The organism is Mesorhizobium sp. U510 (assembly GCF_059180695.1).
Window position 1 is genome coordinate 1,137,599 of sequence record NZ_CP180532.1, and the last position, 23,967, is coordinate 1,161,565.

25 protein-coding genes are annotated in these 23,967 nt (G+C 64.9%); 10 read left to right on the forward strand and 15 right to left on the reverse strand.

Annotated features, from left to right (window positions below; genetic code table 11):
- Positions 1–123: 123 nt before the first annotated feature.
- A complete protein-coding gene (dapE, locus tag ACLGL5_RS07565; RefSeq protein ID WP_019862466.1) occupies positions 124–1,317 on the forward strand; it encodes a succinyl-diaminopimelate desuccinylase in 1,194 nt (397 codons plus the stop codon).
- 5 nt (positions 1,318–1,322) lie between these two features.
- Entirely contained in the window at positions 1,323–1,955 is a 633-nt protein-coding gene (locus ACLGL5_RS07570; protein WP_019862467.1) for a hypothetical protein, read from the forward strand.
- A 105-nt stretch (positions 1,956–2,060) separates the two neighbouring features.
- Here ACLGL5_RS07570 and truA read toward each other — a convergent pair whose 3' ends face one another.
- The 4 genes from truA to def form a co-directional block, all read right to left on the reverse strand.
- The gene (gene truA / locus ACLGL5_RS07575) at positions 2,061–2,810 is read right to left on the reverse strand and encodes a tRNA pseudouridine(38-40) synthase TruA (protein ID WP_069090688.1); all 750 of its coding nucleotides are present in this window, start codon (positions 2,808–2,810) and stop codon (positions 2,061–2,063) included.
- Between the two features lie 121 nt (positions 2,811–2,931).
- Complete coding sequence (locus tag ACLGL5_RS07580) at positions 2,932–3,438, reverse strand: GNAT family N-acetyltransferase (protein ID WP_019862469.1); 507 nt, start codon at positions 3,436–3,438, stop codon at positions 2,932–2,934.
- A complete protein-coding gene (fmt, locus tag ACLGL5_RS07585) occupies positions 3,435–4,388 on the reverse strand; it encodes a methionyl-tRNA formyltransferase (RefSeq protein ID WP_069090689.1) in 954 nt (317 codons plus the stop codon). Before fmt ends, ACLGL5_RS07580 begins: the two co-directional genes overlap by 4 nt.
- An 8-nt stretch (positions 4,389–4,396) precedes the next feature.
- Positions 4,397–4,927, reverse strand: a complete 531-nt coding sequence (gene def / locus ACLGL5_RS07590; RefSeq protein ID WP_069090690.1) for a peptide deformylase — start codon at positions 4,925–4,927, stop codon at positions 4,397–4,399.
- Positions 4,928–5,030: 103 nt separating this feature from the next.
- Between def and ACLGL5_RS07595 the strand changes: the two genes are divergently transcribed.
- Positions 5,031–6,302, forward strand: a complete 1,272-nt coding sequence (locus tag ACLGL5_RS07595; RefSeq protein ID WP_027047609.1) for a DNA recombination protein RmuC — start codon at positions 5,031–5,033, stop codon at positions 6,300–6,302.
- A 9-nt stretch (positions 6,303–6,311) separates the two neighbouring features.
- Here the strand turns inward: ACLGL5_RS07595 and ACLGL5_RS07600 are convergent, their stop codons facing one another.
- The 4 genes from ACLGL5_RS07600 to ACLGL5_RS07615 form a co-directional block, all read right to left on the reverse strand.
- Positions 6,312–7,124 carry a class I SAM-dependent methyltransferase gene (locus ACLGL5_RS07600; protein WP_069090691.1) on the reverse strand — a complete coding sequence of 271 codons (813 nt, stop codon included), beginning with the start codon at positions 7,122–7,124 and terminating at the stop codon, positions 6,312–6,314.
- A gap of 81 nt (positions 7,125–7,205) precedes the next feature.
- Entirely contained in the window at positions 7,206–7,610 is a 405-nt protein-coding gene (locus ACLGL5_RS07605; RefSeq protein WP_069090692.1) for a GFA family protein, read from the reverse strand.
- A 76-nt stretch (positions 7,611–7,686) separates the two neighbouring features.
- Positions 7,687–8,640 (reverse strand): cation diffusion facilitator family transporter, encoded by a 954-nt coding sequence (locus tag ACLGL5_RS07610; RefSeq protein ID WP_069090693.1) that lies wholly within the window; start codon positions 8,638–8,640, stop codon positions 7,687–7,689.
- A gap of 124 nt (positions 8,641–8,764) precedes the next feature.
- The gene (locus ACLGL5_RS07615) at positions 8,765–9,574 is read right to left on the reverse strand and encodes a transglutaminase-like domain-containing protein (protein WP_069090694.1); all 810 of its coding nucleotides are present in this window, start codon (positions 9,572–9,574) and stop codon (positions 8,765–8,767) included.
- Positions 9,575–9,646: 72 nt separating this feature from the next.
- Here ACLGL5_RS07615 and ACLGL5_RS07620 point away from each other — a divergent pair, with 72 nt between their 5' ends.
- Together ACLGL5_RS07620 and sugE are read left to right on the forward strand one after the other, a co-directional pair.
- Complete coding sequence (locus ACLGL5_RS07620; protein WP_167470445.1) at positions 9,647–9,913, forward strand: hypothetical protein; 267 nt, start codon at positions 9,647–9,649, stop codon at positions 9,911–9,913.
- A 203-nt stretch (positions 9,914–10,116) separates the two neighbouring features.
- Complete coding sequence (gene sugE / locus ACLGL5_RS07625) at positions 10,117–10,431, forward strand: quaternary ammonium compound efflux SMR transporter SugE (RefSeq protein ID WP_010912766.1); 315 nt, start codon at positions 10,117–10,119, stop codon at positions 10,429–10,431.
- Positions 10,432–10,531: 100 nt separating this feature from the next.
- Here the strand turns inward: sugE and ACLGL5_RS07630 are convergent, their stop codons facing one another.
- Positions 10,532–10,960, reverse strand: coding sequence for a DUF6481 family protein (locus ACLGL5_RS07630; protein WP_027047610.1), 429 nt, complete (start codon positions 10,958–10,960; stop codon positions 10,532–10,534).
- A 221-nt stretch (positions 10,961–11,181) separates the two neighbouring features.
- Between ACLGL5_RS07630 and ACLGL5_RS07635 the strand changes: the two genes are divergently transcribed.
- From ACLGL5_RS07635 to ACLGL5_RS07655, 5 genes are all read left to right on the forward strand, one after another.
- On the forward strand, positions 11,182–12,243 hold the full coding sequence (locus tag ACLGL5_RS07635) for an LLM class flavin-dependent oxidoreductase (RefSeq protein WP_069090695.1): 1,062 nt from the start codon (positions 11,182–11,184) through the stop codon (positions 12,241–12,243).
- 113 nt (positions 12,244–12,356) lie between these two features.
- Positions 12,357–13,526 (forward strand): AI-2E family transporter, encoded by a 1,170-nt coding sequence (locus tag ACLGL5_RS07640; protein ID WP_032921437.1) that lies wholly within the window; start codon positions 12,357–12,359, stop codon positions 13,524–13,526.
- A gap of 71 nt (positions 13,527–13,597) precedes the next feature.
- Positions 13,598–14,434 carry an arylamine N-acetyltransferase family protein gene (locus ACLGL5_RS07645; RefSeq protein WP_069090696.1) on the forward strand — a complete coding sequence of 279 codons (837 nt, stop codon included), beginning with the start codon at positions 13,598–13,600 and terminating at the stop codon, positions 14,432–14,434.
- The gene (locus ACLGL5_RS07650; protein ID WP_069090697.1) at positions 14,431–15,432 is read left to right on the forward strand and encodes an LLM class flavin-dependent oxidoreductase; all 1,002 of its coding nucleotides are present in this window, start codon (positions 14,431–14,433) and stop codon (positions 15,430–15,432) included. Before ACLGL5_RS07645 ends, ACLGL5_RS07650 begins: the two co-directional genes overlap by 4 nt.
- 137 nt (positions 15,433–15,569) lie before the next feature.
- Positions 15,570–16,364: an inositol monophosphatase family protein gene (locus ACLGL5_RS07655; RefSeq protein WP_069090698.1), complete on the forward strand. Its 795-nt coding sequence runs from the start codon at positions 15,570–15,572 to the stop codon at positions 16,362–16,364.
- Between the two features lie 32 nt (positions 16,365–16,396).
- Here ACLGL5_RS07655 and ACLGL5_RS07660 read toward each other — a convergent pair whose 3' ends face one another.
- The 6 genes from ACLGL5_RS07660 to ACLGL5_RS07685 are packed head-to-tail and all read right to left on the reverse strand — an operon-like array spanning position 16,397 to position 23,713.
- The gene (locus ACLGL5_RS07660; protein WP_019862484.1) at positions 16,397–16,858 is read right to left on the reverse strand and encodes a MarR family winged helix-turn-helix transcriptional regulator; all 462 of its coding nucleotides are present in this window, start codon (positions 16,856–16,858) and stop codon (positions 16,397–16,399) included.
- Positions 16,855–17,439: an amino acid synthesis family protein gene (locus ACLGL5_RS07665; protein WP_064985259.1), complete on the reverse strand. Its 585-nt coding sequence runs from the start codon at positions 17,437–17,439 to the stop codon at positions 16,855–16,857. Before ACLGL5_RS07665 ends, ACLGL5_RS07660 begins: the two co-directional genes overlap by 4 nt.
- Positions 17,432–18,316, reverse strand: a complete 885-nt coding sequence (locus tag ACLGL5_RS07670; protein WP_069093237.1) for a UPF0280 family protein — start codon at positions 18,314–18,316, stop codon at positions 17,432–17,434. Before ACLGL5_RS07670 ends, ACLGL5_RS07665 begins: the two co-directional genes overlap by 8 nt.
- The gene (locus ACLGL5_RS07675) at positions 18,316–19,857 is read right to left on the reverse strand and encodes a hypothetical protein (RefSeq protein WP_038651250.1); all 1,542 of its coding nucleotides are present in this window, start codon (positions 19,855–19,857) and stop codon (positions 18,316–18,318) included. Before ACLGL5_RS07675 ends, ACLGL5_RS07670 begins: the two co-directional genes overlap by 1 nt.
- Positions 19,854–22,835, reverse strand: coding sequence for a molybdopterin-dependent oxidoreductase (locus ACLGL5_RS07680; RefSeq protein ID WP_083246508.1), 2,982 nt, complete (start codon positions 22,833–22,835; stop codon positions 19,854–19,856). The genes ACLGL5_RS07675 and ACLGL5_RS07680 overlap by 4 nt, the downstream gene beginning before the upstream one ends.
- A 17-nt stretch (positions 22,836–22,852) precedes the next feature.
- Positions 22,853–23,713 carry an FAD binding domain-containing protein gene (locus ACLGL5_RS07685; protein ID WP_032920839.1) on the reverse strand — a complete coding sequence of 287 codons (861 nt, stop codon included), beginning with the start codon at positions 23,711–23,713 and terminating at the stop codon, positions 22,853–22,855.
- Positions 23,714–23,967 lie beyond the last annotated feature (254 nt).

Genomic DNA, 23,967 nt, shown 5'->3' on the forward strand with positions numbered 1-23,967 from the left:
CTTGCTCCGCACCGGCCCGACTATACGACATGAAAACCATAATGTCGGCGGCATCGTCTGCCATTGCGCTGGCCCCTATGTCTGCCCGTGACAGGCCCTCAGCTTTCGACTATCGCTTTTGCCATGACGCTGCCGACCGACCCCGCCGCAAACCTCGCCGCCCTTATCCGTTGTGCCTCGGTGACACCAGCCGAAGGCGGCGCGCTGAGCGCGCTGGAAACGATGCTGAAGCCGCTCGGCTTCCTGGTCGACCGGCCGGTCTTTTCGGAAGACGGCACGCCAGACATCGAGAACCTCTATGCAAGGCGGTCCGGCAACGGTCCGCATCTGATGTTCGCCGGCCATACAGATGTCGTGCCGGTCGGCGACGAAGCCGCCTGGACGCATCCGCCTTTCGCCGCCGAGATCGCCAATGGCGAGATGTATGGCCGTGGCGCCGTCGACATGAAGGGCGGCATTGCCTGCTTCGTCGCGGCGATAGCGCGCCATGTCGAGAACAATGGCGGCCCCAAGGGTTCGGTCTCGCTGCTGATCACCGGCGACGAGGAAGGCCCGGCCATCAACGGCACGGTCAAGCTGCTCGAATGGGCCGCTTCCAGGGGCGAGAAATGGGATGCCTCGATCGTCGGCGAACCGACCAATCCGGATGCGCTCGGCGACATGATCAAGATCGGCCGGCGCGGCTCGCTGTCCGGGTCGATCATGGTCAATGGCCGCCAGGGCCATGCCGCCTATCCGCAGCTTGCCGACAATCCGGTGCGCGGCTTGATGGGCCTGGTCGACGCCTTGCTGCATCCCGTCTTCGACAAGGGAACCAGGGATTTCCAGCCGACCAATCTGGAGGTCACCTCCATCGATGTTGGCAACCCGGCCACCAATGTCATCCCCGCCAAGGCCACCGCGACCTTCAACATCCGCTTCAACGACACCTGGACGGCCGAGACCGTCCAGGCCGAAATCCACAACCGGCTCGACCAGGCGGCGAAGCGCAAGAAGTACCGGCCGGGCAAGAAGACGCCGGTCGACTACGACCTTGTCTGGCGCGACCGGCCAAGCCATGTTTTCCTGACCCGCGACGACAAGTTGGTCGACACGCTTGCCGGTTCGATCAAGGCGGCGGTCGGCAAGAAGCCGGCGCTGTCCACTTCGGGCGGCACATCGGATGCGCGCTTCATCAAGGATTACTGCCCGGTGGTCGAGTTCGGTCTGGTCGGCAAGACCATGCATATGGTCGACGAGCGCGTCGCCCTTGCCGATCTCGAAACGCTGACGCGGATCTACCAGCGCTTCATCGAAGACTGGTTCGGGCAGGGCTGAGCAGCATGCTTTCGGCGGATGAAACCCAAGCTTCGCTGACCGGTGCCTGGCGGCTGATGCTCGGCAAGGCCGACGGCCTGCGCCTGCTCGACCTGTCGGCCGACGGCTTCTGGAATTCCTTCTTCGCCATCGTCGTTGCCGCGCCGGCGCTGATCGTGGGCTGGGTCGGCATCGCCAACCAGATCGGCGATCCCGACGCCTTCGTGGGCCGTTTCGGCATGCTGTTGCGCCTGGCGACGGTCGACATCGGTTCCTGGGTGCTGCCGCTGGTCGCGCTCGCCTTGGTCGCGCCGCGCGCCGGCATTGGTGGGCGCTTCGTGCACTATGTCGTCGCCAGCAACTGGGCCTCCGCCATCACCGCCTGGCTCATGCTGCCCTCGGCGCTGATCAGGCTTTTCCTGTCGTCGGCAAGCCAGGTCGCGAGCCTTGTGTCGCTGTTGCTGTTTGCCTTGTCGATGGCGCTGACCTGGCGCATGACCAATGCCACGATCGGCAAGGGCGCGGCGGTCGGCACCGCCGTTTTCGTCGGCATGTTCATTGCTTCGCTGCTGGTGCTGTTCGGGCTGCAGATACTGCTTGGCATCACCGTGCCGGACGATATCGGGGCTCAGAGCCTTTCCGGACCGTTCCCGGGGTAGAGCCTGCCTGGCTCTACCGGGGTAGAGCCTGCCTGGCTCTGAATAGCGGCTACGGACTCTGTTCTGAACAGCTTCTGGGCACTGTTCAGAATAGAGCCTGCCGGCTCATCCGGGATAATCGACGCCAATGAGGAAAAGCCCGTCGGGCGGCGCCACCTGGCCGCAGGCGGCGCGGTCGCGCGCTTCGAGCGCCGCCTTGAGGTTGGCCTCGGTCCAGCCGCCATCGCCGACGCGCTTGAGCGAGCCGACCATGGAGCGCACCTGGTTGTGCAGGAAGGAACGGGCCGAAGCTCTCACCTCGATCATGTCGCCCGCCCGGCTCACATCTAGCCGTTCCAGTGTCCGGACCGGGCTGTTGGCCTGGCACTGGGTCGAACGGAAGGTGGTGAAGTCATGCCGGCCGAGCAGGAGTTTCGCGGCCTCGTGCATGGCGCCGGCATCGAGCCGCTTCGGCACCCACCACACCTTGCCCTTTTCCAGCGCCGCGGGCGCGCGGCGGTTGAGGATGCGATAGAGATAGTGGCGGCCGGTGGCAGAGAAGCGGGCGTCGAAATCGTCCGGGACGATCGCCGCCTTCAGGATGGCGACATGCGCGCCGGCTGCCTGCAGATGGGCATTGACGGCATCGCGCACCTTGTCGCCGGGCCATGGCTTGGCGAGGTCGACATGCGCCACCTGAGCGGTCGCATGCACGCCGGCATCGGTGCGGCCGGCGGCGCGCAACCGCACCGCCTCGCCGCAGAATTTCTCGATCGCCTGCTCGATCGCCTGCTGCACCGAAGGCTGGTCGGCTTGGTGCTGCCAGCCGGCAAACAGGCCGCCGTCATATTCGATGTCGAGGCGAAAACGCGGCATTTGCGGCTAGAGCTCTCGCCTTGAGCAATTCCAGGAAAAGTGTGAAACGGTTTTCCGTCCGGAATTGCGTTAAAACAAAGAGGTAGAGCAGGTCACCGTTTCCATGAAACGGTCAACTGCTCTACGCGGCGAGAGCGGTGAAGGCGGAAGCGTAGACCAGCCTGCCGGCCTCCGGAGCGTCGCCCCAGGCCAGCGCCTGCAGCGCCTCGCCTTGGTACTCACTCTCGAATTTTTCGGCCCGCGCATGGCTGTAGCCGAAACGGCCGTAATAGGCGGGGTCGCCCAGCACCACGGCCAGCGTCTCGCCGGCATCCTTCAGGCGAATATGCGCCTCGCGGATCAGCGCGCCGCCAATGCCGCTGCCATGGAACGAAGGTTCCACCGCCAGCGGCGCCAGCGCCACGGCCGCGAAGCTCTTGCCGCCATTCTGGACGAACAGCCGGGAAAACAGTATGTGGCCTACCGCCTGGCCGTCTTCTTCCGCCACCAGTTCGACGACGGCGTCGCCGCCGGTGACCAGCGCGTCGACCAACCCGGCCTCCGCCTGCTGGCCGAATGCATGTTCCTCGACGAGGCGAATGGCCTCGCGATCCCGCGGCGTCGCCGCGCGTATCGACATCATGCTCATGAGAACTTCATTCCTTTTACGATCTTGGCTCCGCGCAGGAATTCCGACGCGGCGGCGGGCTTTCCGCCCGCACGTTGAACTTCGACCAGCCTGATCGCGCCTGCCCCGCAGGCGACCGTCAGCCGGTCATCGAGAATTCCTCCCGACTCGCCCGAACCTTCCGAAAGCGACAGGCCTTCGGATAGTGTCGAGCGAAGCAGTTTCAGCCGTTCCACGCGGCCGCCAATGTCAATTTCGGACCAAGCGCCGGGAAAGGGCGACAGGCCACGAAGATGGTTGTGGACCTCGGCCGCGGGCCGCGTCCAATCCACCCGCGTCTCGGATTTATCGATTTTTCTGGCGTAAGTCACCCCTTCCGCCGCTTGCGCGGCAAATGTCAGGGCGTTCCCTTCCAGCCGCGCCAGCGCTTCCACCATCAGGGCAGCACCGACGCTCATCAACCGATCATGCAGATCGCCGGCTGTCATATCGGGGTCGATGGCGCATTTTTCAAGCAATCCCACCGGACCGGTGTCGAGACCCTCTTCCATGCGCATCACCATCATGCCGCTTTCCAGGTCACCCGCCATGATGGCGCGCTGGATGGGGGCGGCGCCGCGCCAGCGCGGCAAAAGCGATGCATGGCCGTTGATGCAGCCAAGCCGGGGCGCGTCGAGAATTGCCTTTGGCAGCAGCAAACCATAGGCCACGACCACGGCGATATCGGCCCGCAGGGCGCTGAAAGCGGCCTGCTCGGCCTCGCCCTTGAGGGAGGTCGGCGTCCGCACCGCGATGCCGAGCCGCTCGGCCTCGCGCTGCACCGGCGACGGCGTCAGCTCCAGCCCGCGCCGGCCGGCCGCGCGTGGCGGCTGGGTGTAGACGGCCGATACCTCATGTCCGGCCTCGGCGATCGCGCGCAACGTCGGCACCGAAAACTCCGGCGTGCCCATGAAGATGACGCGAAGGGGCATTTTTTCCCCTATCCCACCAGCTTGCCCGGCGCCTTGTCCTTGGCGAGCTTCTTGAATTTCTTCACCACCATGTCGCGCTTCAGCTTCGAGATGTGGTCGATGAACAGCACGCCGTTGAGATGGTCGATCTCGTGCTGCAGGCAGGTCGCCATCAGCCCCTCGGCCTCCATCTCCTGCAGCTTGCCGTCGCGGTCGAGATATTTCACCCGCACCGAAGCCGGGCGTTCGACCTCGGCATAATAGTCCGGGATCGACAGGCAGCCTTCCTCGTAGACCGAGCGCGCCTCAGCGCTTTCCAGGATCTCCGGGTTGATGAAGACGTGCGGCGCCGGCGTTTCGTCTTCCTTGGCGAGGTCGATCACCAGCATGCGCAGCGGCTCGCCGATTTGGATTGCCGCCAGGCCGATACCGGGCGCGTCATACATGGTCGCCAGCATGTCGTCGGCCAATTTGCGCAAAGGCGCGTCGATGCGCTCCACCGGCTTGGAAACCTGGCGCAGGATGGGATCGGGAAGGATGATGAGCTGCTTGATCGGCATGGCGTCCCACGTAAGACGTCCAGCGAAAAGCGTCAACCGGTGGACCTGAGCCTCGTTCACGTTTTGATCTGTGCCGGCCCCACGAATCGGCTATGCTGTCCACATGAATGATCTGAGCACCATCCTTTCCGAGCCTGTCGCACGGCTTGGCGCGTCGACAATCACGCTGGGCCACGCCTTGGCCTTCGGCGCCTTGTTGTTTCTCGGCCTGTTCGTGGCGCTGGTCATCGCGCTGTGGCGGTCGGCCAAGGCGCGCGCCGTCGCTGCCGCGGAAGCCGCCGACCATGCCCGCGACGCCGAGGCGCGGATGGCCGGCATCTTGCAAAGCCAGGCCGAGATGCAGGGCCGCATGGGCGCCATTGCCGAAGTGTTCGGCGCGCGCCAGGCGGAGCTGACGCAGTCGATCGGCCAGCGCCTCGACGCCATGACCGGCCGCATCGGCCAGACCATGACCGAGCAGACCAAATCCACGCATGAGAGCCTGGCGAAACTGCAGGAGCGGCTGGCGATCATCGACACCGCGCAAGGCAACATCCAGTCGCTCGCCGGCCAGGTCGTGCAGCTGCAGGCCATCCTCTCCAACAAGCAGACGCGCGGTGCCTTCGGCCAGTCGCGCATGGAGGCGATCGTCGCCGACGGCCTGCCGCATGGCGCCTATGAATTCCAAGCGACGCTGTCGAATGGCAGCCGGCCCGATTGCCTGGTGAAGATGCCGAACGGCGCGCCGTCACTTGCCATCGACGCCAAATTTCCGCTTGAAGCCTGGAACGCCATCCGCGCCGCCGACGGTGCGGACCTGCAGAAGGTCGCGTCGCAGGCTTTCCGCCGCGACATCGAAATCCATGTCCGCGACATCTCGGAAAAATACCTGATCCAGGGCGAGACGCAGGACACCGCCTTCATGTTCGTGCCGTCGGAATCGGTCTTCGCCGAGATCCACGAGAATTTCGAGGCGATCGTCCACAAGGCGCACCGCGCCCGCGTTGTCATCGTCTCGCCGTCGCTGCTGATGCTGTCGATCCAGGTCATTCAGGCCATCCTCAAGGACGCCCGCATGCGCGAACAGGCGCATCTGATCCAGGGCGAGGTCATCCGGCTGATGGAGGATGTCGCGCGCGTCGACGAGCGTGTGCGCAAGCTGCAGGTGCATTTCGGCCAGTCGGCCAAGGACATCGACGACATCCTCGTCTCGACGTCGAAGGTGACCAAGCGCGGCCAGAAGATCGAGGCGCTGGAGTTCGGCGCGCAGGCCGATGGCGATGCCGGCCCGGAGACGCCGTCACGGGTGCCGGCGGCGAAACTCGAACCCGGCCCGCGCGTTGCCGATTCAAAAACCGGGCAGCTCAGGCTGCGGGTCGTCGAAGGCGACGACTGAACGGCTAATCTAGGCCACCGCCACGATGACATGTGCCTGAATTTTGGCGGCGACTGCGCCGCTACCATGCCTGGCCGCAATCGCGGATGCGGCGTAGTCCGTTGCAGCGTCCAGTTTCCCGGGATCCCTGGCCTCGATTTCGGTGCGAAGCACCGTTCCCTGGCAATAGGCAACGGCCGGAATGCGCGGTGAGGGCGCACGGCTCTGTTCGGCTCTCGTCTCGATCGCCACATCGGAGAAGCCGGCCTCCTCAAGGTCTCCGCGGATCAGCGCCGTATCGTGGTAGCCATGCGGCGTGCGGGGCAGAAAGCGCGGCGGATCGTTCGGAAAAAGCCTAGCCAGCGCATTGGTCACATCATCGGCAAAGACATTCTCCTCGATGCGGTCCCATACGTTGAACAGGAAATGTCCGCCGGGCTTCAGCACCCGCCTGGCCTCGCGGTAGGCGGATGGACGGCTGGGAAAGAACATCGCGCCGAACTGACAACAAACCAGATCGAAGGCCGCGTCTTCAAACGGCAGCGCCATGGCATCGGCCTGGCGCCATTTGATGCGACTGTCGGGAGCCTGTAGCGAAGCGGCGTAGTCGAGCATCGGCTGGTTCAGGTCGGTCACGACATAGCTTGCGTCAGGGGACAGTTTCGGCGCCAAGGCACGGGTGACGACCCCGGTGCCCGCGGCGACTTCCAGCACGGCTTTGGGCGAGAAGGACGCTGCCCGCCGTGCAAGGTCCGCGGCGAACGGCTCGAAAATCAACGGCACCATATAGCGGTCGTAGTTTTCCGGGATCGAGCCGGCAAACAGCTTGTCCGTTTCCAACATCGCTATTATCCGCCCGTCTGAGGTGAGCGAAGCTAGCACAGAATTGCCTGTCTTGGGCGGCTTTCGGCCGGGAGGCAGGTGCTACTGCTCCTCCACGATGCTCATGCCTTCGAATTCGGGAAGCCAGTGCAGGGCCGACCGGTGCCATTTCTGTTGTGTCGGCACCAGATCCTCGCGTTGCCGCGCGGTGCCCGTCCTGATTCCATAGATCTTCGGGCCGTCGCCAACCGACGTCGCGTAAAGATGCGCCCCGCAGTCGCCGCAAAAGGCCTGGGCGCGCTTGGCGCCGCTCGATCCGGTCTTGATATAGATTTTTGGCGTGCCTCTGGTGATCTGGTAGTGATCCTCGGGCGCGGGAACGGTGACGCGAAAGGCCGTGCCGGTCAATTGCTGGCAATCCGTGCAATGGCAGATCGAGGTCTTTGTCGGGTCGACCTCCGCCTCGTAGGTGATGGCGCCGCAATGGCACCCGCCGTCGATCTTCATGGTCAATCCTCCGAAATCCATCGCCTGATCTTAGCAAGGCAATGCGACGGGGCAACGGTGCAACGCTGGTCCAGGACTAATTGGAAGCGGCTTCGATCAGCTTGCGCCGCTGCTCCCAGGTGCCCGTGGTCTGCGGCTTGACGAACAGCCGCGTGATCTCCGGCATCTCCTTCTTCAGCCGTGCCTCGATGCGCTCGACACAGGCTTCGATCTCCGGCGCCGACAGATGGTCCTCGAATTCGATGCTGAGCCCTGCAACGATCTCTTGCGGTCCCATATGGACGGTCAGGACACCGTTCGCGCGCTGCACCGCCGGATCCTGCTGCGCGATCGCCAGCACCTTTTTCTGCACCTCGGGCGAAGCCGGCTCACCGATGAGCAGCCCCTTGCTTTCGCGGACGAGGAAAATCGCCGTGGCGCCGAGAATGAGCGCGATGCCGATCGAGGCGGCGCCGTCGAGCTCCGGCATCTCCAGCTGCTCCGCCGCCAATATGCCGGCAAAGGCGACGATCAGGCCGAGAAGCGCCGCGCTGTCCTCGAACAGCACGGTATAGACGCTCGGGTCCTTGCTCGATTGCACGGCCTGCAGCCAGCCTTGCTTGCCTTTCTCTCGGCGGAATTCCTTCAGCGCCACCAGCCAGGAGCTGCCCTCGAACAGGAAGGACAAGCCGAGAACGACATAGTTCACCTTGACGTTGGCGACAGGCTCCGGCGCCATGATGTGGACGATGCCCTCGTAGAACGACACGCCGGCGCCCAGGGCGAAGACCAGGAGGGCAACGATGAAGCTCCAGAAATAGAGTTCGCGGGCATAGCCGAGCGGATGCGTGCGGTCGGCCGGGCGCGCGGCACGGTGCATGCCGTAGAGCAGCAGGCCGCCATTGCCGGTATCGACCAGCGAATGCACGCCTTCCGACAGCATCGCCGAGCTGCCGGTGAAGAAGGCGGCGGCGAATTTGGTCAGTGCGATCGCCAGATTGCCGGCGAGCGCCGCATAGATGACCATCTTGGAGCCGCCGTGCCCGGCCATGCGGTCTGGTCCCCGTTTCAACGTGCCCAGTCTAACGGCCGGACGGCCGCAGTTCCACCATAACGCACCAACGGCCGGGTCGTTCAAGACGCGATTTGTTTGGGATCGGCCGCGGAGACGGCGACTATTCGACGATCTCGTCGGTCCACACCTTGAAGCCGGCCAGTGTCCCCGGTCCGAAAATATGGGTCAGCGGCACATCCGCCGCATCGCGGCCGGAAGCGATCAGGATGCGGCCGATGCGCGGCGCATTGTTGCGCGGGTCGAAGACATGCCACCGTCCGCCGAGATAGACTTCCATCCAGGCGGCGAAATCCATGCTCGACCACGGCTTCGGCATGCCGATATCGCTGATGTAGCCGGTGCAATAGCGTGTCGGGATGTTGAGCGCCCGGCAGAAGGTGACGGCAAGATGCGCGAAGTCGCGGCACACGCCGCTCTGTTCCCGATAGGCTTCCGCCGCGGTGCGCGTCGGCCGCGCATTGCCGTAGTTGAAGGCGATATGGTTGTGAACGAAATCGCACACCGCCTGCACGCGCGGGATGCCGAGCGGCGTGTGGCCGAACAGCCGCCACGCTTCGCTGGCCAAAAGGTCGCTCTCGCAAAACCGGCTGGGCAGCAGGAACAGCAGCGTTTCGGCCGGCAGGTCGCGCACCTCGTGCTGCCAGGCCATCAGCTCGGCCATCTCGAATGTGCCGGGCGCGCGGATCACCGCATCCGTGCCGAAGGTGAACCGTCCGGGCGGCGCGACGAAGCGGTTGCACCAATTGCCGAAACTGTCGCGGTAGCTCTCGATCGGTACCGGCGGGCTGGAAGTTAGGAAATCCGGCCGCTCGAGGTCGGAGGCGCGCGAATAGTGGACATTGAGCATCGCTATGAGCGGCGTTTCCTGCGGGAAGTCGAAGCTCATCTCGCAGCCGATGTGGATCCGCATTTTCGTCCTGACCGGCCTGCCCGACGATCACCCGGCGAAAGCGCGGGTCGATGTTGCAGTGCGAAGAAGAGAATGGCACGGACGGCCATGGTTTACGAGCAAATTAGAAATTGGTTGAAAGCAGTCAGCCTGAGGCTTCCCGCCAGCGCTGCCCTCTTGCAGCAAAGCGTTTCTCTTGTTTCACTTCGCTCCCCGCAACAGGAGGAACGAATCATGGCTAAAGGCGCGATGAAGGCAGGCAAGGAAGCCCGCAAGCCGAAGAAGGATGCCAAGAAGCCGGCGCCCGCTCCCGTCCTGAAGGCGCCGCCGGTCAAGGCGATGCGCATCAAGGAAAAGTAGGCCTCGGCAGGTCAGGCGCGGCAAATCCCACCGGCGGCGTCAGACAATGCCGCCGGGTTTGATCGGGTATTTGGATAACCTATATCGATAGTGCGGGGACGACCCCGCGCCTCCCCAACAATTCGGTCGGGACGACCCGCCATAATGATCGGCATCTGAGGATCGGATCCTGTCTCCGGCCCGATGCTGGATGGAGCGTTCCGATGTCTTGGACTTTTCTGTTTTTCGCCGGCCTCTTCGAAATCGGCTGGGCGATCGGCCTCAAATACACTGACGGATTTACCAGGCTTGTTCCGACCGTGCTCACGGTCGCCTCGATGATCGTCAGTCTTACCTTGCTGGGCCTGGCGCTGAAGGCGCTTCCCGTCGGCACCGCCTATGCGGTGTGGACCGGCATTGGTACGGTCGGCACGGCCCTGCTCGGCATCTGGCTGCTCGGCGAGCCCGCCACCGCGATCCGGCTTGCCTGCATCGCGCTGATCGTCTGCGGCATTATGGGGCTGAAATTCGCGGCCTGAGCGGAAGTCGCCCAAAAAAGCGCACCTTCCGCACAAACACCTTCAGGGCCGCTGCGAGGCGACCCTGATTCAATGTTCGAACTTGGCTGCGCCGAAGCTGCTAGCGGGCCGAGAAGCCCGGAGGAGCTCGGCCGGTCCGTGCCTTGCGCGCCGCATAGCGTGCGTCACGCTTGGCCTTGCGCTCGGCCTCGTCGGCGAGCAGGCGGGCAATGCGCTCGGTCTCTTCGGCTTCCCGAATTTTGGCCTCGGCTTGGGCTGCCTCTTCGGCGGCGATCCGTGCCGCTTCGGCTGCTGCCTCGCGCTCGGCCTTCTCTGCGGCTTCGCGTGCCAGCTTTTCCTGCTTCAGCCTGGCCTTCTCGGCTTCGCGGATCTCACGAGCCTGGAGGATTGCCTTGCGTTCAGCCTGTCGCGCCAGCACCGCAGGATCATCTGCCGCCGGCTTTGACTTGAAGCGCTCCAGAAGCGCCTTCTTTGCCTCGTTCGCGGCATTGCGCCGCTCGAAAATGTCTTTTTCCCTGTAGATAGCCAAGTCCACTTCCCTGAAGTCAATTCGCGAGGCTTACATACGCGCGAATGCCGAGAGTTCAAGCGCCAAATCGGTATGCCAGCCATGAAATTCCGCGATGTTGCAGCCGGGAGACGCCTTTTGCCGCCCAAACCGACATGCACTGTTCACCAATAGCCCCTCTGGCGGCGAGGCGAGCCGGTGGCTACTTCTAGCGGCAAAACCCAACACCAGGATGACATCACATGGAACTCGGTCTCTACACTTTCGCCGACGTCAGCCCCCAGCCCGGCCCGGGCGCCATCGGGCCGCATGAGCGCTTGCGCAACCTGATCGAGGAGGTCGAACTCGCCGACCAGGTCGGTCTCGACGTCTTCGGTCTGGGCGAACATCACCGGCCCGACTATGCCGCCTCCGCGCCGGTCGTGGCGCTCGCCGCTGCCGCCGAGCGCTCGAAGCGCATCAAGCTGACCAGCGCGGTCACGGTATTGTCCTCCGACGATCCGGTACGCGTCTTCCAGCAGTTCGCCACGCTCGATCTTCTCTCGGGCGGCCGTGCCGAGATCATGGCCGGGCGCGGTTCGTTCATCGAATCCTTCCCGCTGTTCGGCTACAATCTGGAAGACTATGACGAGCTCTTCGCCGAAAAGCTCGATCTGCTGCTCGCCATCCGCGACAGCGTCAAGGTCACCTGGTCTGGCAATCTGCGCGCGCCGATCAACGATCGCGGTGTCTATCCCCGGCCCTTCCAGGACAGGCTTCCGGTCTGGATCGCGATTGGTGGGACGCCACAGTCCGCGGCCCGCGCGGGTGCGCTCGGCCTGCCGCTGGCACTTGCCATCATCGGCGGCGAGCCGGCGCGCTTCGCGCCGCTGTTCGACCTCTACCGCGAGGCCGCCAGGCGCGCCGGCAGTGACCCGGCGGGTCTCGCGACCAGCATCAACGTGCATGGCTTCATCGCCGAGACGACCGAACAAGCGGCCGACGATTTCTACGGCCCGCAGGCCGAGGTGATGAACCGCATCGGCCGCGAGCGGGGCTGGGGCCCGACGTCGCGGGCGCATTTCGACCAGTTGCGTGGTCCGAACGGCGCCCTGTTCGTCGGCAGTCCAGAGCAGGTGGCCGAGAAGATCGTCGCCCAGCACAGGATCTTCAACAATGACCGCTTCCTGCTGCAGATGGCGATCGGCGCCATGCCGCATGCCAAGATCATGAAGGCGATCGAACTCTACGGCACCAAAGTGGCGCCGATCGTGCGCAAGGAAACGGCGAAGTCCGCGCCGGCGGTGGCAGCGCCCGTCGCATGAGCCAACGGCAAAGCTCCGTACCCGCGGCCTTGCCGGCTAAAGGAACCTTGAAGCGACGCGGGCGTTTCCATCAACGGACTGCACCAGTTGCGGTGCACCGCTGAGGGTCCATGATGAAAGCCGAACCCGCCGCTACGGGCGCAGGCGTTGCCGAAAGCCCGGATCCGCGCGTCGAGGCCCGCGCGGACACGCATTTGATGCGTTCGCTGCTGGTCGGCATATTCATATTCATGAGCGTCTATGCGCTCTATTTCGGCCGCGCCTTCTTCATGCCGGTCATGCTGGCTTTCCTGCTGGCGCTGACATTGACGCCGATCGTGCGGCTGCTGCGCAAGCGCGGTATTCCCGAAGCGGTTTCGGCGACGCTCCTGGTGCTTTTGTCGATCTGCGTCTTCGCCATCGCCGGCTATTTGCTCTCAGGTCCTGTCATCGATCTCCTCAACAACACCTCGTCGATCGGCCAGCAGCTCACCGAGCGGCTGGCGCAGTTGCGGCGTCCGCTTGAAAAGATCATGCAGGTCTCGCATCAGGTCGAGCAGATGACCGAGACCTCGCAGGAGCCTGGCGTCCAGAAGGTGGCGGTCGCCCAGTCCGGCATCCTGTCGTCGGCCGCCGGCAACATCCTGGCGGCGGGAACAAGCCTGACCATCATCTTCGTGCTGTCGCTGTTCCTGCTCGCCTCGGGCACGATGTTCTACGAGAAGATCATCCAGTCCTTCGCCAGCCTCAGCGAGAAGAAGCGGGCGCTGCGCGTCGTCTATGACGTCGAGCGCGAAATCTCGCACTATCTGCTCACCGTCACCATCATCAATGTCGGCCTCGGTTTGGTCATCGGCCTAGGCCTGTGGGCGCTCGGCATGCCGAACCCTCTGGTCTGGGGTGTCGCCGCGGCATTGTTCAACTTCCTGCCCTATGTCGGCGCGCTGCTGACCATCGTGCTGGTCGCGGTGATGGCGCTGATCAGCTTCGACACCATCTCCTACGCGCTTCTGGCGCCGGCCTTCGTGCTTTTGTGCGATGTCGTCGAAGGCCAGTTCGTGACACCGATGGTGGTCGGCAGGCGTCTCGAGATCAACGCGGTGGCGATCTTCATCGCCATTGCCTTCTGGTCGTGGCTCTGGGGTTTCGTCGGCGCGCTGATGGCGGTGCCGCTGCTGGTCGTCATCAAGGTGTTCTGCGACCATTTCGAGGGACTTGGCCATGTCGGCAACTTCCTCGCCGCGCAGCAAACCGCCGTGGTCGAGGACGAACCCGTCGAGGAGAACGGCAAGGCCACGGCATAGAAGGCGGACGCCGTTTGCGGCGGCTGGATCGAATGCCTATATCCGGCCGATCAACGCCCGGTGCCTTCCTTATGAGCGATGCTCCCGCCTTCGACCTCGACGCCTATCTCGCGCGCATCGGTTACGCCGGTCCGCGTGACGCGTCGCTGAATACGCTGAGGGCGCTGCATTTCGCGCATCCGCAGTCGATCCCCTTCGAGAACATCGATCCGTTTCTTGGCCGCCCGGTCCGGCTCGACCTCGCCGCGCTTCAGGACAAGATCGTCCTTGGTGGGCGTGGTGGTTATTGCTTCGAGCATAACCTGCTCTTCATGCATGCGCTGCGGGCGCTCGGCTTCGAGGTCGTCGGCCTGGCCGCGCGCGTGCTCTGGGGCCAGAGCGAGGACGCCATCACCGCGCGCAGCCACATGCTTTTGCGCGTCGAGCTCGATGGCCGGACCTGTATCGCCGATGTCGGCTTCGGCGGCCTGACCCTGACCGCGCCATTGCAGCTGGAACCGGGCCGCGAACAGAAAACCCCGCATGAGCCGTTCCGCATCGTCGAGGCCGGCGATCATTTCCGCCTGCAGGCCGCCATCGGCGGCGACTGGCGCTCGCTCTACCGCTTCGATCTGCAGCCGCAATACGAGGTCGATTACTCCGTCACCAATTACTTCCTGTCGACCAGCCCGACATCGCATTTCCTCTCCTCCGTCATAGCGGCCCGCGCCGCGGCGGACCGGCGTTACGCGCTGCGCGGAAACCGCCTGTCGATCTATCACCTTGGCGGCCGCACCGAGCAGACAGAGATAGCCACCGCCGCCGAACTCGCCGACACGCTGCAAGGCCTGCTCGGCATCATCATTCCCGACCGCACGGCTTTCGAGGCCAAAGTGCGTGAGACGAAGATCGTGGAGACCACCGCATGACCGAACTGTCCGTTCTCGACCTGTCGCCGATCATCCAAGGCAGCGATGCCTCGCAGTCCCTGGCCAACTCGCTCGATCTCGCCCGCCATGCCGAGCGGCTGGGCTACAAGCGCTACTGGCTGGCCGAGCACCACAACATGCCGGGCATTGCGAGCGCCGCCACATCCGTGGTCATCGCCCATGTTGCCGGCGGCACCAAAACCATCCGCGTCGGCGCCGGCGGCATCATGCTGCCCAACCATGCGCCGCTGGTCATCGCCGAGCAGTTCGGCACGCTGGCCGCCCTGTTTCCGGGCCGCATCGATCTCGGCCTCGGCCGGGCGCCAGGCACCGACATGAACACCGCGCGGGCCTTGCGCCGCAACCTCGAGGCCGGCGCCGACAGTTTCCCGCAGGATGTCGTCGAACTGATGGGCTATTTCCTGCCCGCGGAGGAAGGCCAGCGCTTGCGCGCCGTGCCCGGCGAGGGCCAGACCGTGCCGATCTGGATTCTCGGCTCCAGCCTCTACGGTGCGCAGCTCGCCGCCATGCTTGGCCTTCCCTACGCCTTCGCCTCGCATTTCGCGCCGGCCGAGCTCGATCATGCGCTGCACATCTACCGCTCGCGCTTCCAGCCGTCGGAACAGCTCGACAGACCGCATGTGATGCTCGGCCTCAACGTCTTTGCCGCGCCCACCGATGCCGAGGCACGGCTGCTGTTCACGTCGCTGCAGCAGGCCTTCGTCAATCTGCGCACCGGCCGTCCCGGACGTTTGCCGCCGCCGGTCGAGAATTATGACCGCGATCTCGACCCGATGGCCAAGACCATGCTCGGCCAGGCGCTGTCCTGCGCCGTCGTCGGCTCTCCCGAAACGGTCCGCCAGGGCATCGATGCCTTCGTGCGCCGCACCGGCGCCGACGAGCTGATGGTCACCGCGCAGATCTTCGATCACGCGGCGCGGGTGCGGTCGTTCGAGATCCTGGCTGACGCTCACAAATCGCTGTCGCAAGCGGCCTGACATTTATCCGCTAGATGCTCTTGCCGGCAGCGATGCTCTAACTCTTTGTTTTGACGCAATTCCAGACGGAAAACCGCTTACACTTTTCCTGGAATTGCTCTAAGTGCGGCGCATCCTTCCGCAGAGCGAGCCTTGCCGTGACCCATGACCTTGACGCCCGCACGCAGTTTGCCATCGATCTGGCGCGGCGGGCCGGCGAACGCGGACTCGAATATTTCCGCGATCTGGAAAGCCTGACCATCGAGAGCAAGGGTCATCAGGACCTGGTCTCGCAAGCCGACCGCGAGGTCGAGCTGTTCATCCGCGCGGCGATCGCCAAGGACTATCCGCAGGACGGCATCGTCGGCGAGGAACACGCCTCGGTTTCCGGCTCGAGCGGCTATGCCTGGGTCATCGATCCCATCGACGGCACCGCCAATTTCGTGCGCGGCATTCCGGCCTGGTGCGTGGTGATCGCTTGCGCAAAGGACGGGGAGACGGTCGTCGGCGTCATCCACGAACCGTCGACCGGCGAGACGTTTCACGGCAGGCTCGGTGGCGGCGCCTTCATCAACGGCAGGCCGATCAAGGCAAGTGCCGCGGCCAGCCTGGAAGAAGGCTCGGTGGGGACCGGATTCTCGAACCGGGCCGAGGCCGAGAACATCGCCGTGCTGATCAAGAAGCTCCTCGCCGAAGGCGGTGTCTTCTTCCGCAATGCGTCCGGCGCCCTGATGCTGGCCTATGTGGCCTCGGGCCGGCTGCTTGGCTATGTCGAGGAACACATGAACGCCTGGGACTGCCTGGCCGGCATGCTGCTGATCGAAGAGGCCGGCGGCACCGTCCTGAAGGCGGATCCCAAGACGGTGCTGCAGAGCGGCACGCAGGTCATTACCGGCGGCAAGGGCGTCTTTTCGAAGCTGCAGGACCTGTGCAGGGAAGCGTTCCCGCTCTGATCGCCATTTGACGCGATGGATCGTGGCGGCACCTACGCCAGCTTGGCCAGCAGCTTCATGAAGGTGGCGATCTCCTTGGCCGAGAGCGGCGCCAGCGTTTCCCTGGTGATCTCGCGCGCCAACGGGATCAGGCGTTCGATGGCGTCGCGGCCTTCGGCGGTCAGATTGACCAGCAGCCGCCTTTTGTCGACCTCATGCTTGGAGAGCTCGACCAGGCCGCGTGCCTTTAAGCGATCGATCACGCCCTTCACCGTCGCCGCATCCATGGCGATCAGCGTGCCGAGCTGGTTCTGCGAGGTCTCGCCGACATCGCGCAGCTTGGCCAGTGCGGCGAATTGCGGCGGCGTCAGGTCGCCTATATGCGCGGCGAAGATCGAGACATGGCGCTGGTGCGCCTTGCGCAGGATGAAGCCGACCTGCTCCTGCAGGAGGTAATCCTGGTCCTCGGGCTCTTCGACCTCGACCAGCTTGAGCAGATTGTCCTCGCCGCTCACCGCAGCCCGTCCCAGGCCTTGATGTCGGCTGCCGCCAACCCGCCCATGCGGTTGTGAACCCGCGGCCCGCAGGTCATGGCCAGACAAAAAAGAATCTCGTCGGGACGCGGCCCGTCGCTGATGCCGACTTCCATGGCATCGAAATGGCTGCGCACATAGGCGGCGTTGATGTGGCCGAGCGGCACGTCGAGCTTTGAGCCGAACGCGCCGACCTTCTTGGCCGACGGCACGATCGCCTTGGCGTCGCCGAGCCGCTCGCGCATGGCGTAGCCGCCCGGCACATGCCAGAGCGCGCCATGCTCCAGTTCGCCCGCCGTGCCGACAATGGCGCCCTTGCCGTAGCCATCGATCTGTTTGACGTCGCCGCCCAACGCGGCGACCAGCCTGTCGGAAAGCAGCAGGCCAAGCGGCTTCAGATCGTCCATGGCGCTCTGCAGATCCTCGACATAGCGCCCGGCGAATGGGTTCTTGACCACGGCCATGGCCGCCGCACGCCGGCGCGGCACGTCCGCGACCGGACCGCCATCATGAAAGATCTCTTCGCTCAGCACCGCGATCTTGCGGATCGGAAACTCAGGCATGGGCAACTTCCTCCCTCGGATTTTTGTTGGGCGCGGCAAGCGCCACGGAACCACTGATGCGGGCCTCACCGCCAAGAAACAGCGCCGATCCGGCAATCAGGCCGCGCCGACGAAAAGCTTCGGCGACGGCAAGGCCATTGTCCAGCGCCCGCGCCACCTCGCCAGGCGCAAGCATGCCGACGCCTTGCGTCACCAGCCGCGCGCCGAGGTCGCTGTCGGGCGACAGTTCGCGTGCGGGAATGCGCTTGATGGCGGGATTGCCGGGAAGGTCCACCGCATTGGCAATGAGTGTCGCCGCCGCATCGGCCTCAGCGCCGGTCCGCGCCAGCACGGTGACGGCGTCGGCAATGCCAAGCGAGAAGGAACGGCCGCGCCAGCCGCTGGTGGCGACGCCGCGAACGCCATCCTCCGCGCGGATCGTGATCCGGTCGGCCATGCCGTTGCCGGTGCCGGCGACCGCCAGGCCGATCGACCGGCCCTTGCCGAGGTGGAGGGCGCTGTCGCCGCCATTGTTGACATAGGCGCGCTCGAGTTTGCGGCCGGCAAGCAATGCGGCGAGAATTTCGTCGGCTACCGATCCTGCAACGGCGGCCATCGGTGTTATGAAACATTCCGCGAGCGGCATGACGGCCGCTTCCATGCGGCGCGCCGTCGGGCCGTCAAAGGCGCGCGGCGCCAGGAAAAATGCCGGGAGCCGCAATTCGGGAAGCTCCCTGACCAGCTCGATCAGGATCGTCTGGAAGCGCGCCACGGCTTGCTCATAGGCCAGACGGCATTCCTGCGCCTCGCCAAAGGCCTCGATGATCAGGTCGATCGGCCCATGGTTGAGATGCAGCCGCTTGCCGTCCTGCAGCCAATGCGCTTGCGGGCCGTCCATCATCCGGCTCCGTTCGACGCGGCGCGCCGCAATTGCGCCAGCGGCGGCCATGGATTGTCGGACGGCGCACCGGTGCCGTGGCGCGGGTTGAGGTATTCGCCGCCCTTCGCGACGATGTCCTCGACGCTGCGGATCTCGGCCTCGTAGCCGCCGAGCCTGACATAGTCGTCGCGGCGCAAGGTGAACTCGATCGGCGCCACCAGCGCCGGCGTCGGCACATAGCCGAAGGCGCCTTCCGGCACGCGCGTCACGTCGACCATCAGCGTGATGCCGCCGCCCGGCCAGACATAGACCGGCGCGCCGCCGACCGTCACATAGGTCGTCAGGCCTTGCACCGAGCGGGTGAGATTGACCGGGTTTTCGGTGACGCCGGCGCGCAGCGAGCCGCCGGCGCCGCCGATGAACAGCACGGTGCATAGCGCCGGCTCGCAATTGTCCTCGATCAGGTTCACGGACTTCTGCAGCCGTTCTGGAAACGGCTTTTCGACCGGCTTCAGTTCGTCGTCGAGTTCGTAATAGGCGTACTGCTCGCCGGTGGTCGAAACCATCAGCATCGACAGGCCCGGCCGCGCGCCCTTCTTGGCGTTCCACTCACCAAGGATCGACAGCGGGTCGGAAATCGAGGTGCCGCCCCAGCCGAGGCCGGGCTCGGAGACCTTGAAATAGCGACCCGGCGTCGAGCGGCGTCCGATGATCTTGATGCCGGTGTCCTGCCAGCCCAGCACCTTGCCGGCCTGGTGTTCGGAGACGACGCCGGTGATATGGTCGTCGACCACCACCACCTCGTCGACCAGCCCGCGCCATTGCGTGGCGAACATGCCGATCGTGGCCGAGCCGCAGCCGACGCGCATGCGGTGCTCCTGCTTGCCGTCGATGACAGGTGGTTTGCCGGCTTCGACGATGATGGTGGCGCCGCCATCGATGGTCAGTTCCACCGGCTTGCGGTTGCACAGATTGAGCAGCGCGTCGCAGGTTGCCCGGCCTTCCGCCTTGGAGCCGCCGGTCAGATGATGCACGCCGCCCAGCGACAGCATCTGCGAGCCGTATTCGCCCGTGGTGACATGGCCGATCGCCTCGCCTTGCGAGCGCACGATTTGCGTTTCGGGTCCGATATGACGGTCGGTGTCGATCTTCACCTTGACGCCGCAATACGAAAAAATGCCTTCGGTGACGACGGTGACGAGATCGACGCCTTCGACCTGCTGGCTGACGATGAACGGCGCCGGCTTGTAGTCGGGATAGGTGGTGCCGGCGCCGATTGCCGTGACGAAGCGGCGCCCGGTGTTGACCAGTTCGCCGTCCCATGCCTCGCCTTCGGCGACGAAGGGCACGATTGTCCCGCCGGACTCGGCCGCGTGGTCGAGAATGGTCAGCGGATCCATGCGCACGATCCGGCCGCCGGCATTGCCGTAGCGGTCGCAGGCGCCTGTGCGGCCATCGGCTATGTAGCACATGACCGGGCAGGCATCGCAGCGGATCTTCTCCGCCACCTGCTTCTCGCCGGGGTCATGGGTCTCAAAACGCTCGGCAAGCTCGCTCATGCGCGTGCCTCCTTTTCGCGGATGCCATCTTTTTCAAGGATGCCGGCGCGGATGCGCGTCGGCGTCGCCGGAACCTTGGTGACCAGCACGCCGGTGGCGTGGCGGATGGCGTTGAGGATCGCGGGTGCGGTCGGGATCAGCACATGTTCGCCCAGCCCCTTGGCGCCGAACGGCCCCTCGGGATCGGGAACCTCGACCAGGATGGTCTCGATCGGCGGCACGTCGCCGATGGTCGGGATGAGATAGTCGTGCAGATTCTCGGTGCGGCCGGGAATGTATTCTTCCATCAGCGCCATGCCGATGCCTTGCGCGATGCCGCCTTCTATCTGGCCCTCGACCAGCAGCGGGTTGATCGCCTTGCCGACATCATGCGCGGCGGTGATCTTGATCAGCTTCACTGTGCCGAGCTTGAGATCGACCTCGAGTTCGGCGATCTGCGCGCCATAGCCATAGACGGCGTAGGGCTTGCCCTGGCCCTTGGCATCGAGCGGCAGCGTCGGCGGGTCGTAGGTCTCCTCGGCGCGGAAGACGAAGCCGTCGGCATCCATGTCGAGCGAGGCGAGATCGATGCGGCGCGTGGCTTCGCCCTCGCGGATGACGATCGCCGCGCCGTCCAGTTGCAAAGTTGCCTTTTCGGAGACATTGGCGAAGCGCAGGATCTTTTCCCACAAGGCCCGCCCGGCTTTTTCGGCCGCCTTCCCGGTCACGAAGGTCTGGCGCGAGGCCGAGGTCTTGCCGGCGTCGGGGCTGATTGCCGTATCGGCGCTCTTCAGCCGGAATTTTTCCAGCGGCAGGCCAAGCGCGTCGGCGCAGATCTGCGTGATGACGGTGTTCGAGCCCTGGCCGATATCGACGGCGCCCTGATGCAGGATGACGGTGCCGTCAGCCGCGATGCCGACCCGGATGGTCGACGGATTGGGCAGCGAGGTGTTGCCGCAGCCATACCAGCACGAAGCCACGCCGACGCCGCGCTTTTTTTCTTCATGGTTGCTGTTGAAAGTATCCGCATCAGCCTGCGCCCGCGCCCAATGCGGCAGCAGGGCCTCAAGACATTCGGCAATGCCGACGCCGGATTCCAGCGTCTGGCCGGTAACCGTTTCGGAGCCGTTCCGAAGGCAGTTTCTCAGGCGAAAGTCGAGCCGGTCGATGCCGAGCTTGCCGGCCAGCTCATCATAGAGCGTCTCCTGCATGATCGTCGCCTGCGGCACACCGAAGCCACGGAAGGCGCCGGAGATCGGGCCATGCGTATGGATGGCGCGGCCCTCGGCGCGGTAGTTCGGCGTCGCATAGGGGCCGGAAGCATGCACCGGCACGCGGTTGGCGACGGTCGGCCCCCAGCTGGCGTAGGCTCCGGTGTTGAAATCGCCTGAAAAGATCATGCCGGTGACATGGCCGTCGGCATCGGCGCCGATGGTCGCCTTCATTTCGGCCGGATGGCGCTTGGTGGTCGACATCATCGATTCGTTGCGGGTGTAGGCCAAGGCGGCCGGCCGGCCGGTCTTAAGCGCCACAAGGCCGATCAGCGGCTGCAGCGAAACGTCGAGTTTCGAGCCGAAGCCACCGCCGGTCGCGGTCGGCACGATGCGCACCTTGTCGACGGGCAGGCCAAGCACCTTCGCCGTGTCGTCGCGGTCCATATAGGGTGCCTGGGTGCAGGCGACGACGACCAGCGTATCGCCGTCCATATAGGCATGGCCGGCTTCCGGCTCGATATAGGCGTGCTCGACATAGGAGGTTTCGATTGCGCCCGTCACGGCAACGGCCGCATTGGCAAGCGCCGTCTCGGGGTCGCCGCGCTCGACGAAGCCGGAGGTCAGCAGGTTCGAAGGGCGGTTCCCATGGATCAGCGCAGCATCCTTGGCCTGCGCTTCGCTGGGCTGCAGGATATGCGGCAACTCGGTCCAGCGGATCGGGAAATCCGACATATCGAGATCGAACATCGCCTCGCGCTCGCCGGCGACCAGCGCCACCGCCTCGCCGCGCAGCCGCGCAAATCCTTCGGCGAGCGCCGGCTGGTCGGCAAACGGACCGATGACGCCGAAACAGTTTTTGCCCGGAATGTCGGCGGCCGTGAAGACACCAACCATGCCGGGGTGCTTGTTTGCCCAGCCGTCGAGATCGCCGAAGGCGAAGCCGGCGTGATAATGCGGCGAGCGGACCACCAGCACGGCAAGCGCATCGGCCGGGAAGGAATCGCCGCCGAATTTCTCAGCCCCGGTCACCTTTGGCACACCGTCGAGCCTGACGGGCGACGCGCCTACGGCATTGCCCGAAATTGGCATTCTACGGTCAAGGCCGAGATCGAACGAATGACGTTCGCGCTGCTCCTCACCCTCTCCCCGTGAAGAACGGGGAGAGGGGGTCGCCAGCGCTGGAGCTTCTCCCTTCTCCCCGTCACTATACGGGGAGAAGGTGCCGGCAGGCGGATGAGGGGCCGCGCTGTCGGTTGACGGTTCGAATCGTCCTGCCTCCATCACCGCCGCGATGATCTTCCGGTAGCCGGTGCAGCGGCACAGAATCCCGCCCAGCGCATCCTGCACCTCGGTCTCGGTCGGTCTGGGAGTCGTGTCCAGCAGCGCTGTCGCTGCCACCAGCAGCGCCGGCGTGCAGATGCCGCATTGCGCCGCGCCATGGGCGAGGAAAGAGGCCTGCAGCGCCGAAAGCCGGCCGTTGGCCAGCCCCTCGACCGTCGTCACCGATGCGCCGGCGGCCGAAGCCGCCGGCATCAGGCAGGCGCAGACCGGATCGCCGTCGACCAGCACCGTGCAGGCGCCGCAATCGCCGGCATCGCAGCCGACCTTGGTGCCGGTGAGCCGCAATTCTTCACGCAGCACCTGGGACAGCCGGCGCAGCGGCGGCACATTGACCGAGACGGCGGCGCCATTGACCGCGAAGGCGATGTCGGCGCGGCCGAGACCGGGCTGGACTACGCCCAATTCGGGCCGAGCTTCACTGACTTCAGGCAGAACCTGGTTCATGTCAGGCTGAGCTTGTCTCATGCCGCCGCCACCATATGATCGTTCATCGGTCCGGCGGCCGTCAGCACGGCCCGCGCGACGATCTCGCGCACCGCGTCGAGCCGGTATTCGGCGCTGCCACGCACATCGGCGATCGGCGACAGTTCGGTCATCGGCGCGGATTGGATGGCGCCGGCGAGCCCGCCATCCCTAGGCAATCCGAGCAGCGCCGTCTCGACGCCGGCAAGCCGCCTGGCGACAGCCGAGCAGGAGCCGACGGCGATGGCCGCCTCAGTAACCCTGCCGTTGTCGACGACCAGGCGCGCCGCCACCATGGCGATGGAAATGACGAGATAGCGCCGTGCGCCGAGCTTGACGAAAGCCGATGTACCGGCGGCTGGCTTCGGCACGCGGATGGCGGTCACCATTTCGCCAGGCTGCAAGGCCGTGCGCCGATTGCCGAGAATGAAATCGGGCAAGGGCAGATGCCGTGTCGCTATCGCCGAACGCAGTTCGACCTCGGCATCGAGCACGAGCAGGCCCGGCACGCCATCGGCGGCCGGCGAGGCGTTGCAGAGATTGCCGGCGACGGAAGCGACGTTCTGGATCTGCGGCGAGCCGACCTCGCGCGCGGCCTGTTTCAGCGCATCGAATGCTGGCGGCAAGGGGTGGTGGATGAGGTCTGTCCAGGTCGTGCGCGCGCCGATGACAAAGTGGTCGTCCGTCTCGGCGATGCCGCGCAGCGCAGCGAGGCCGTTGATGTCGAGGACATTGTCGCGGAACGGCTTCGCGCCCTGTGCCGGATAGAAATCAGTGCCGCCGGCAAGAATGCGCCAGGCGCCCTCGCCAAGCAAAGCGAGCGCCTCGTCGACAGTGGTGGGTTTCGCGTAACGGATCACGCTTTGCCTTCCCAGAGAGTGGGCCTTCCCCGAAATGGCCCTCCCAGGGCGTTTACCCCAGGCATGATCTTGCCGGTCCGCAAACCGGAAATTCATTCGTATGCAAATGATATCAAGCCGGTGGAAATTGTCAAAGCCAGAGTTTGGGCCGCCGTGCTTGCCACGGTGCATGCAACGAGATTGTTACGCCTTCGGAGGTTGACGCGGCAGGCCATCTGGTCAAGTTTCTGCCTCCGGTCGCGTCAGCGGCATCT

Bases quoted from the DNA above. Each gene is read 5' to 3' on its own strand.
- ACLGL5_RS07595 (WP_027047609.1), top strand. From the start codon at position 5,031: ATGAATGATCTGAGCACCATCCTTTCCGAGCCTGTCGCACGGCTTGGC.
- ACLGL5_RS07670 (WP_069093237.1), bottom strand. From the start codon at position 18,316: ATGGACGGCCCGCAAGCGCATTGGCTGCAGGACGGCAAGCGGCTGCAT.
- ACLGL5_RS07635 (WP_069090695.1), top strand. From the start codon at position 11,182: ATGGAACTCGGTCTCTACACTTTCGCCGACGTCAGCCCCCAGCCCGGC.
- ACLGL5_RS07665 (WP_064985259.1), bottom strand. From the start codon at position 17,439: ATGCCTGAGTTTCCGATCCGCAAGATCGCGGTGCTGAGCGAAGAGATC.
- ACLGL5_RS07640 (WP_032921437.1), top strand. From the start codon at position 12,357: ATGAAAGCCGAACCCGCCGCTACGGGCGCAGGCGTTGCCGAAAGCCCG.
- ACLGL5_RS07680 (WP_083246508.1), bottom strand. From the start codon at position 22,835: ATGAACCAGGTTCTGCCTGAAGTCAGTGAAGCTCGGCCCGAATTGGGC.
- fmt (WP_069090689.1), bottom strand. From the start codon at position 4,388: ATGCCCCTTCGCGTCATCTTCATGGGCACGCCGGAGTTTTCGGTGCCG.
- ACLGL5_RS07645 (WP_069090696.1), top strand. From the start codon at position 13,598: ATGAGCGATGCTCCCGCCTTCGACCTCGACGCCTATCTCGCGCGCATC.
- ACLGL5_RS07610 (WP_069090693.1), bottom strand. From the start codon at position 8,640: ATGGCCGGGCACGGCGGCTCCAAGATGGTCATCTATGCGGCGCTCGCC.
- ACLGL5_RS07580 (WP_019862469.1), bottom strand. From the start codon at position 3,438: ATGAGCATGATGTCGATACGCGCGGCGACGCCGCGGGATCGCGAGGCC.
- truA (WP_069090688.1), bottom strand. From the start codon at position 2,810: ATGCCGCGTTTTCGCCTCGACATCGAATATGACGGCGGCCTGTTTGCC.
- ACLGL5_RS07600 (WP_069090691.1), bottom strand. From the start codon at position 7,124: ATGTTGGAAACGGACAAGCTGTTTGCCGGCTCGATCCCGGAAAACTAC.
- dapE (WP_019862466.1), top strand. From the start codon at position 124: ATGACGCTGCCGACCGACCCCGCCGCAAACCTCGCCGCCCTTATCCGT.
- ACLGL5_RS07615 (WP_069090694.1), bottom strand. From the start codon at position 9,574: ATGCGGATCCACATCGGCTGCGAGATGAGCTTCGACTTCCCGCAGGAA.
- ACLGL5_RS07605 (WP_069090692.1), bottom strand. From the start codon at position 7,610: ATGAAGATCGACGGCGGGTGCCATTGCGGCGCCATCACCTACGAGGCG.
- ACLGL5_RS07570 (WP_019862467.1), top strand. From the start codon at position 1,323: ATGCTTTCGGCGGATGAAACCCAAGCTTCGCTGACCGGTGCCTGGCGG.
- ACLGL5_RS07620 (WP_167470445.1), top strand. From the start codon at position 9,647: ATGGCACGGACGGCCATGGTTTACGAGCAAATTAGAAATTGGTTGAAA.
- sugE (WP_010912766.1), top strand. From the start codon at position 10,117: ATGTCTTGGACTTTTCTGTTTTTCGCCGGCCTCTTCGAAATCGGCTGG.
- ACLGL5_RS07650 (WP_069090697.1), top strand. From the start codon at position 14,431: ATGACCGAACTGTCCGTTCTCGACCTGTCGCCGATCATCCAAGGCAGC.
- ACLGL5_RS07675 (WP_038651250.1), bottom strand. From the start codon at position 19,857: ATGAGCGAGCTTGCCGAGCGTTTTGAGACCCATGACCCCGGCGAGAAG.
- def (WP_069090690.1), bottom strand. From the start codon at position 4,927: ATGCCGATCAAGCAGCTCATCATCCTTCCCGATCCCATCCTGCGCCAG.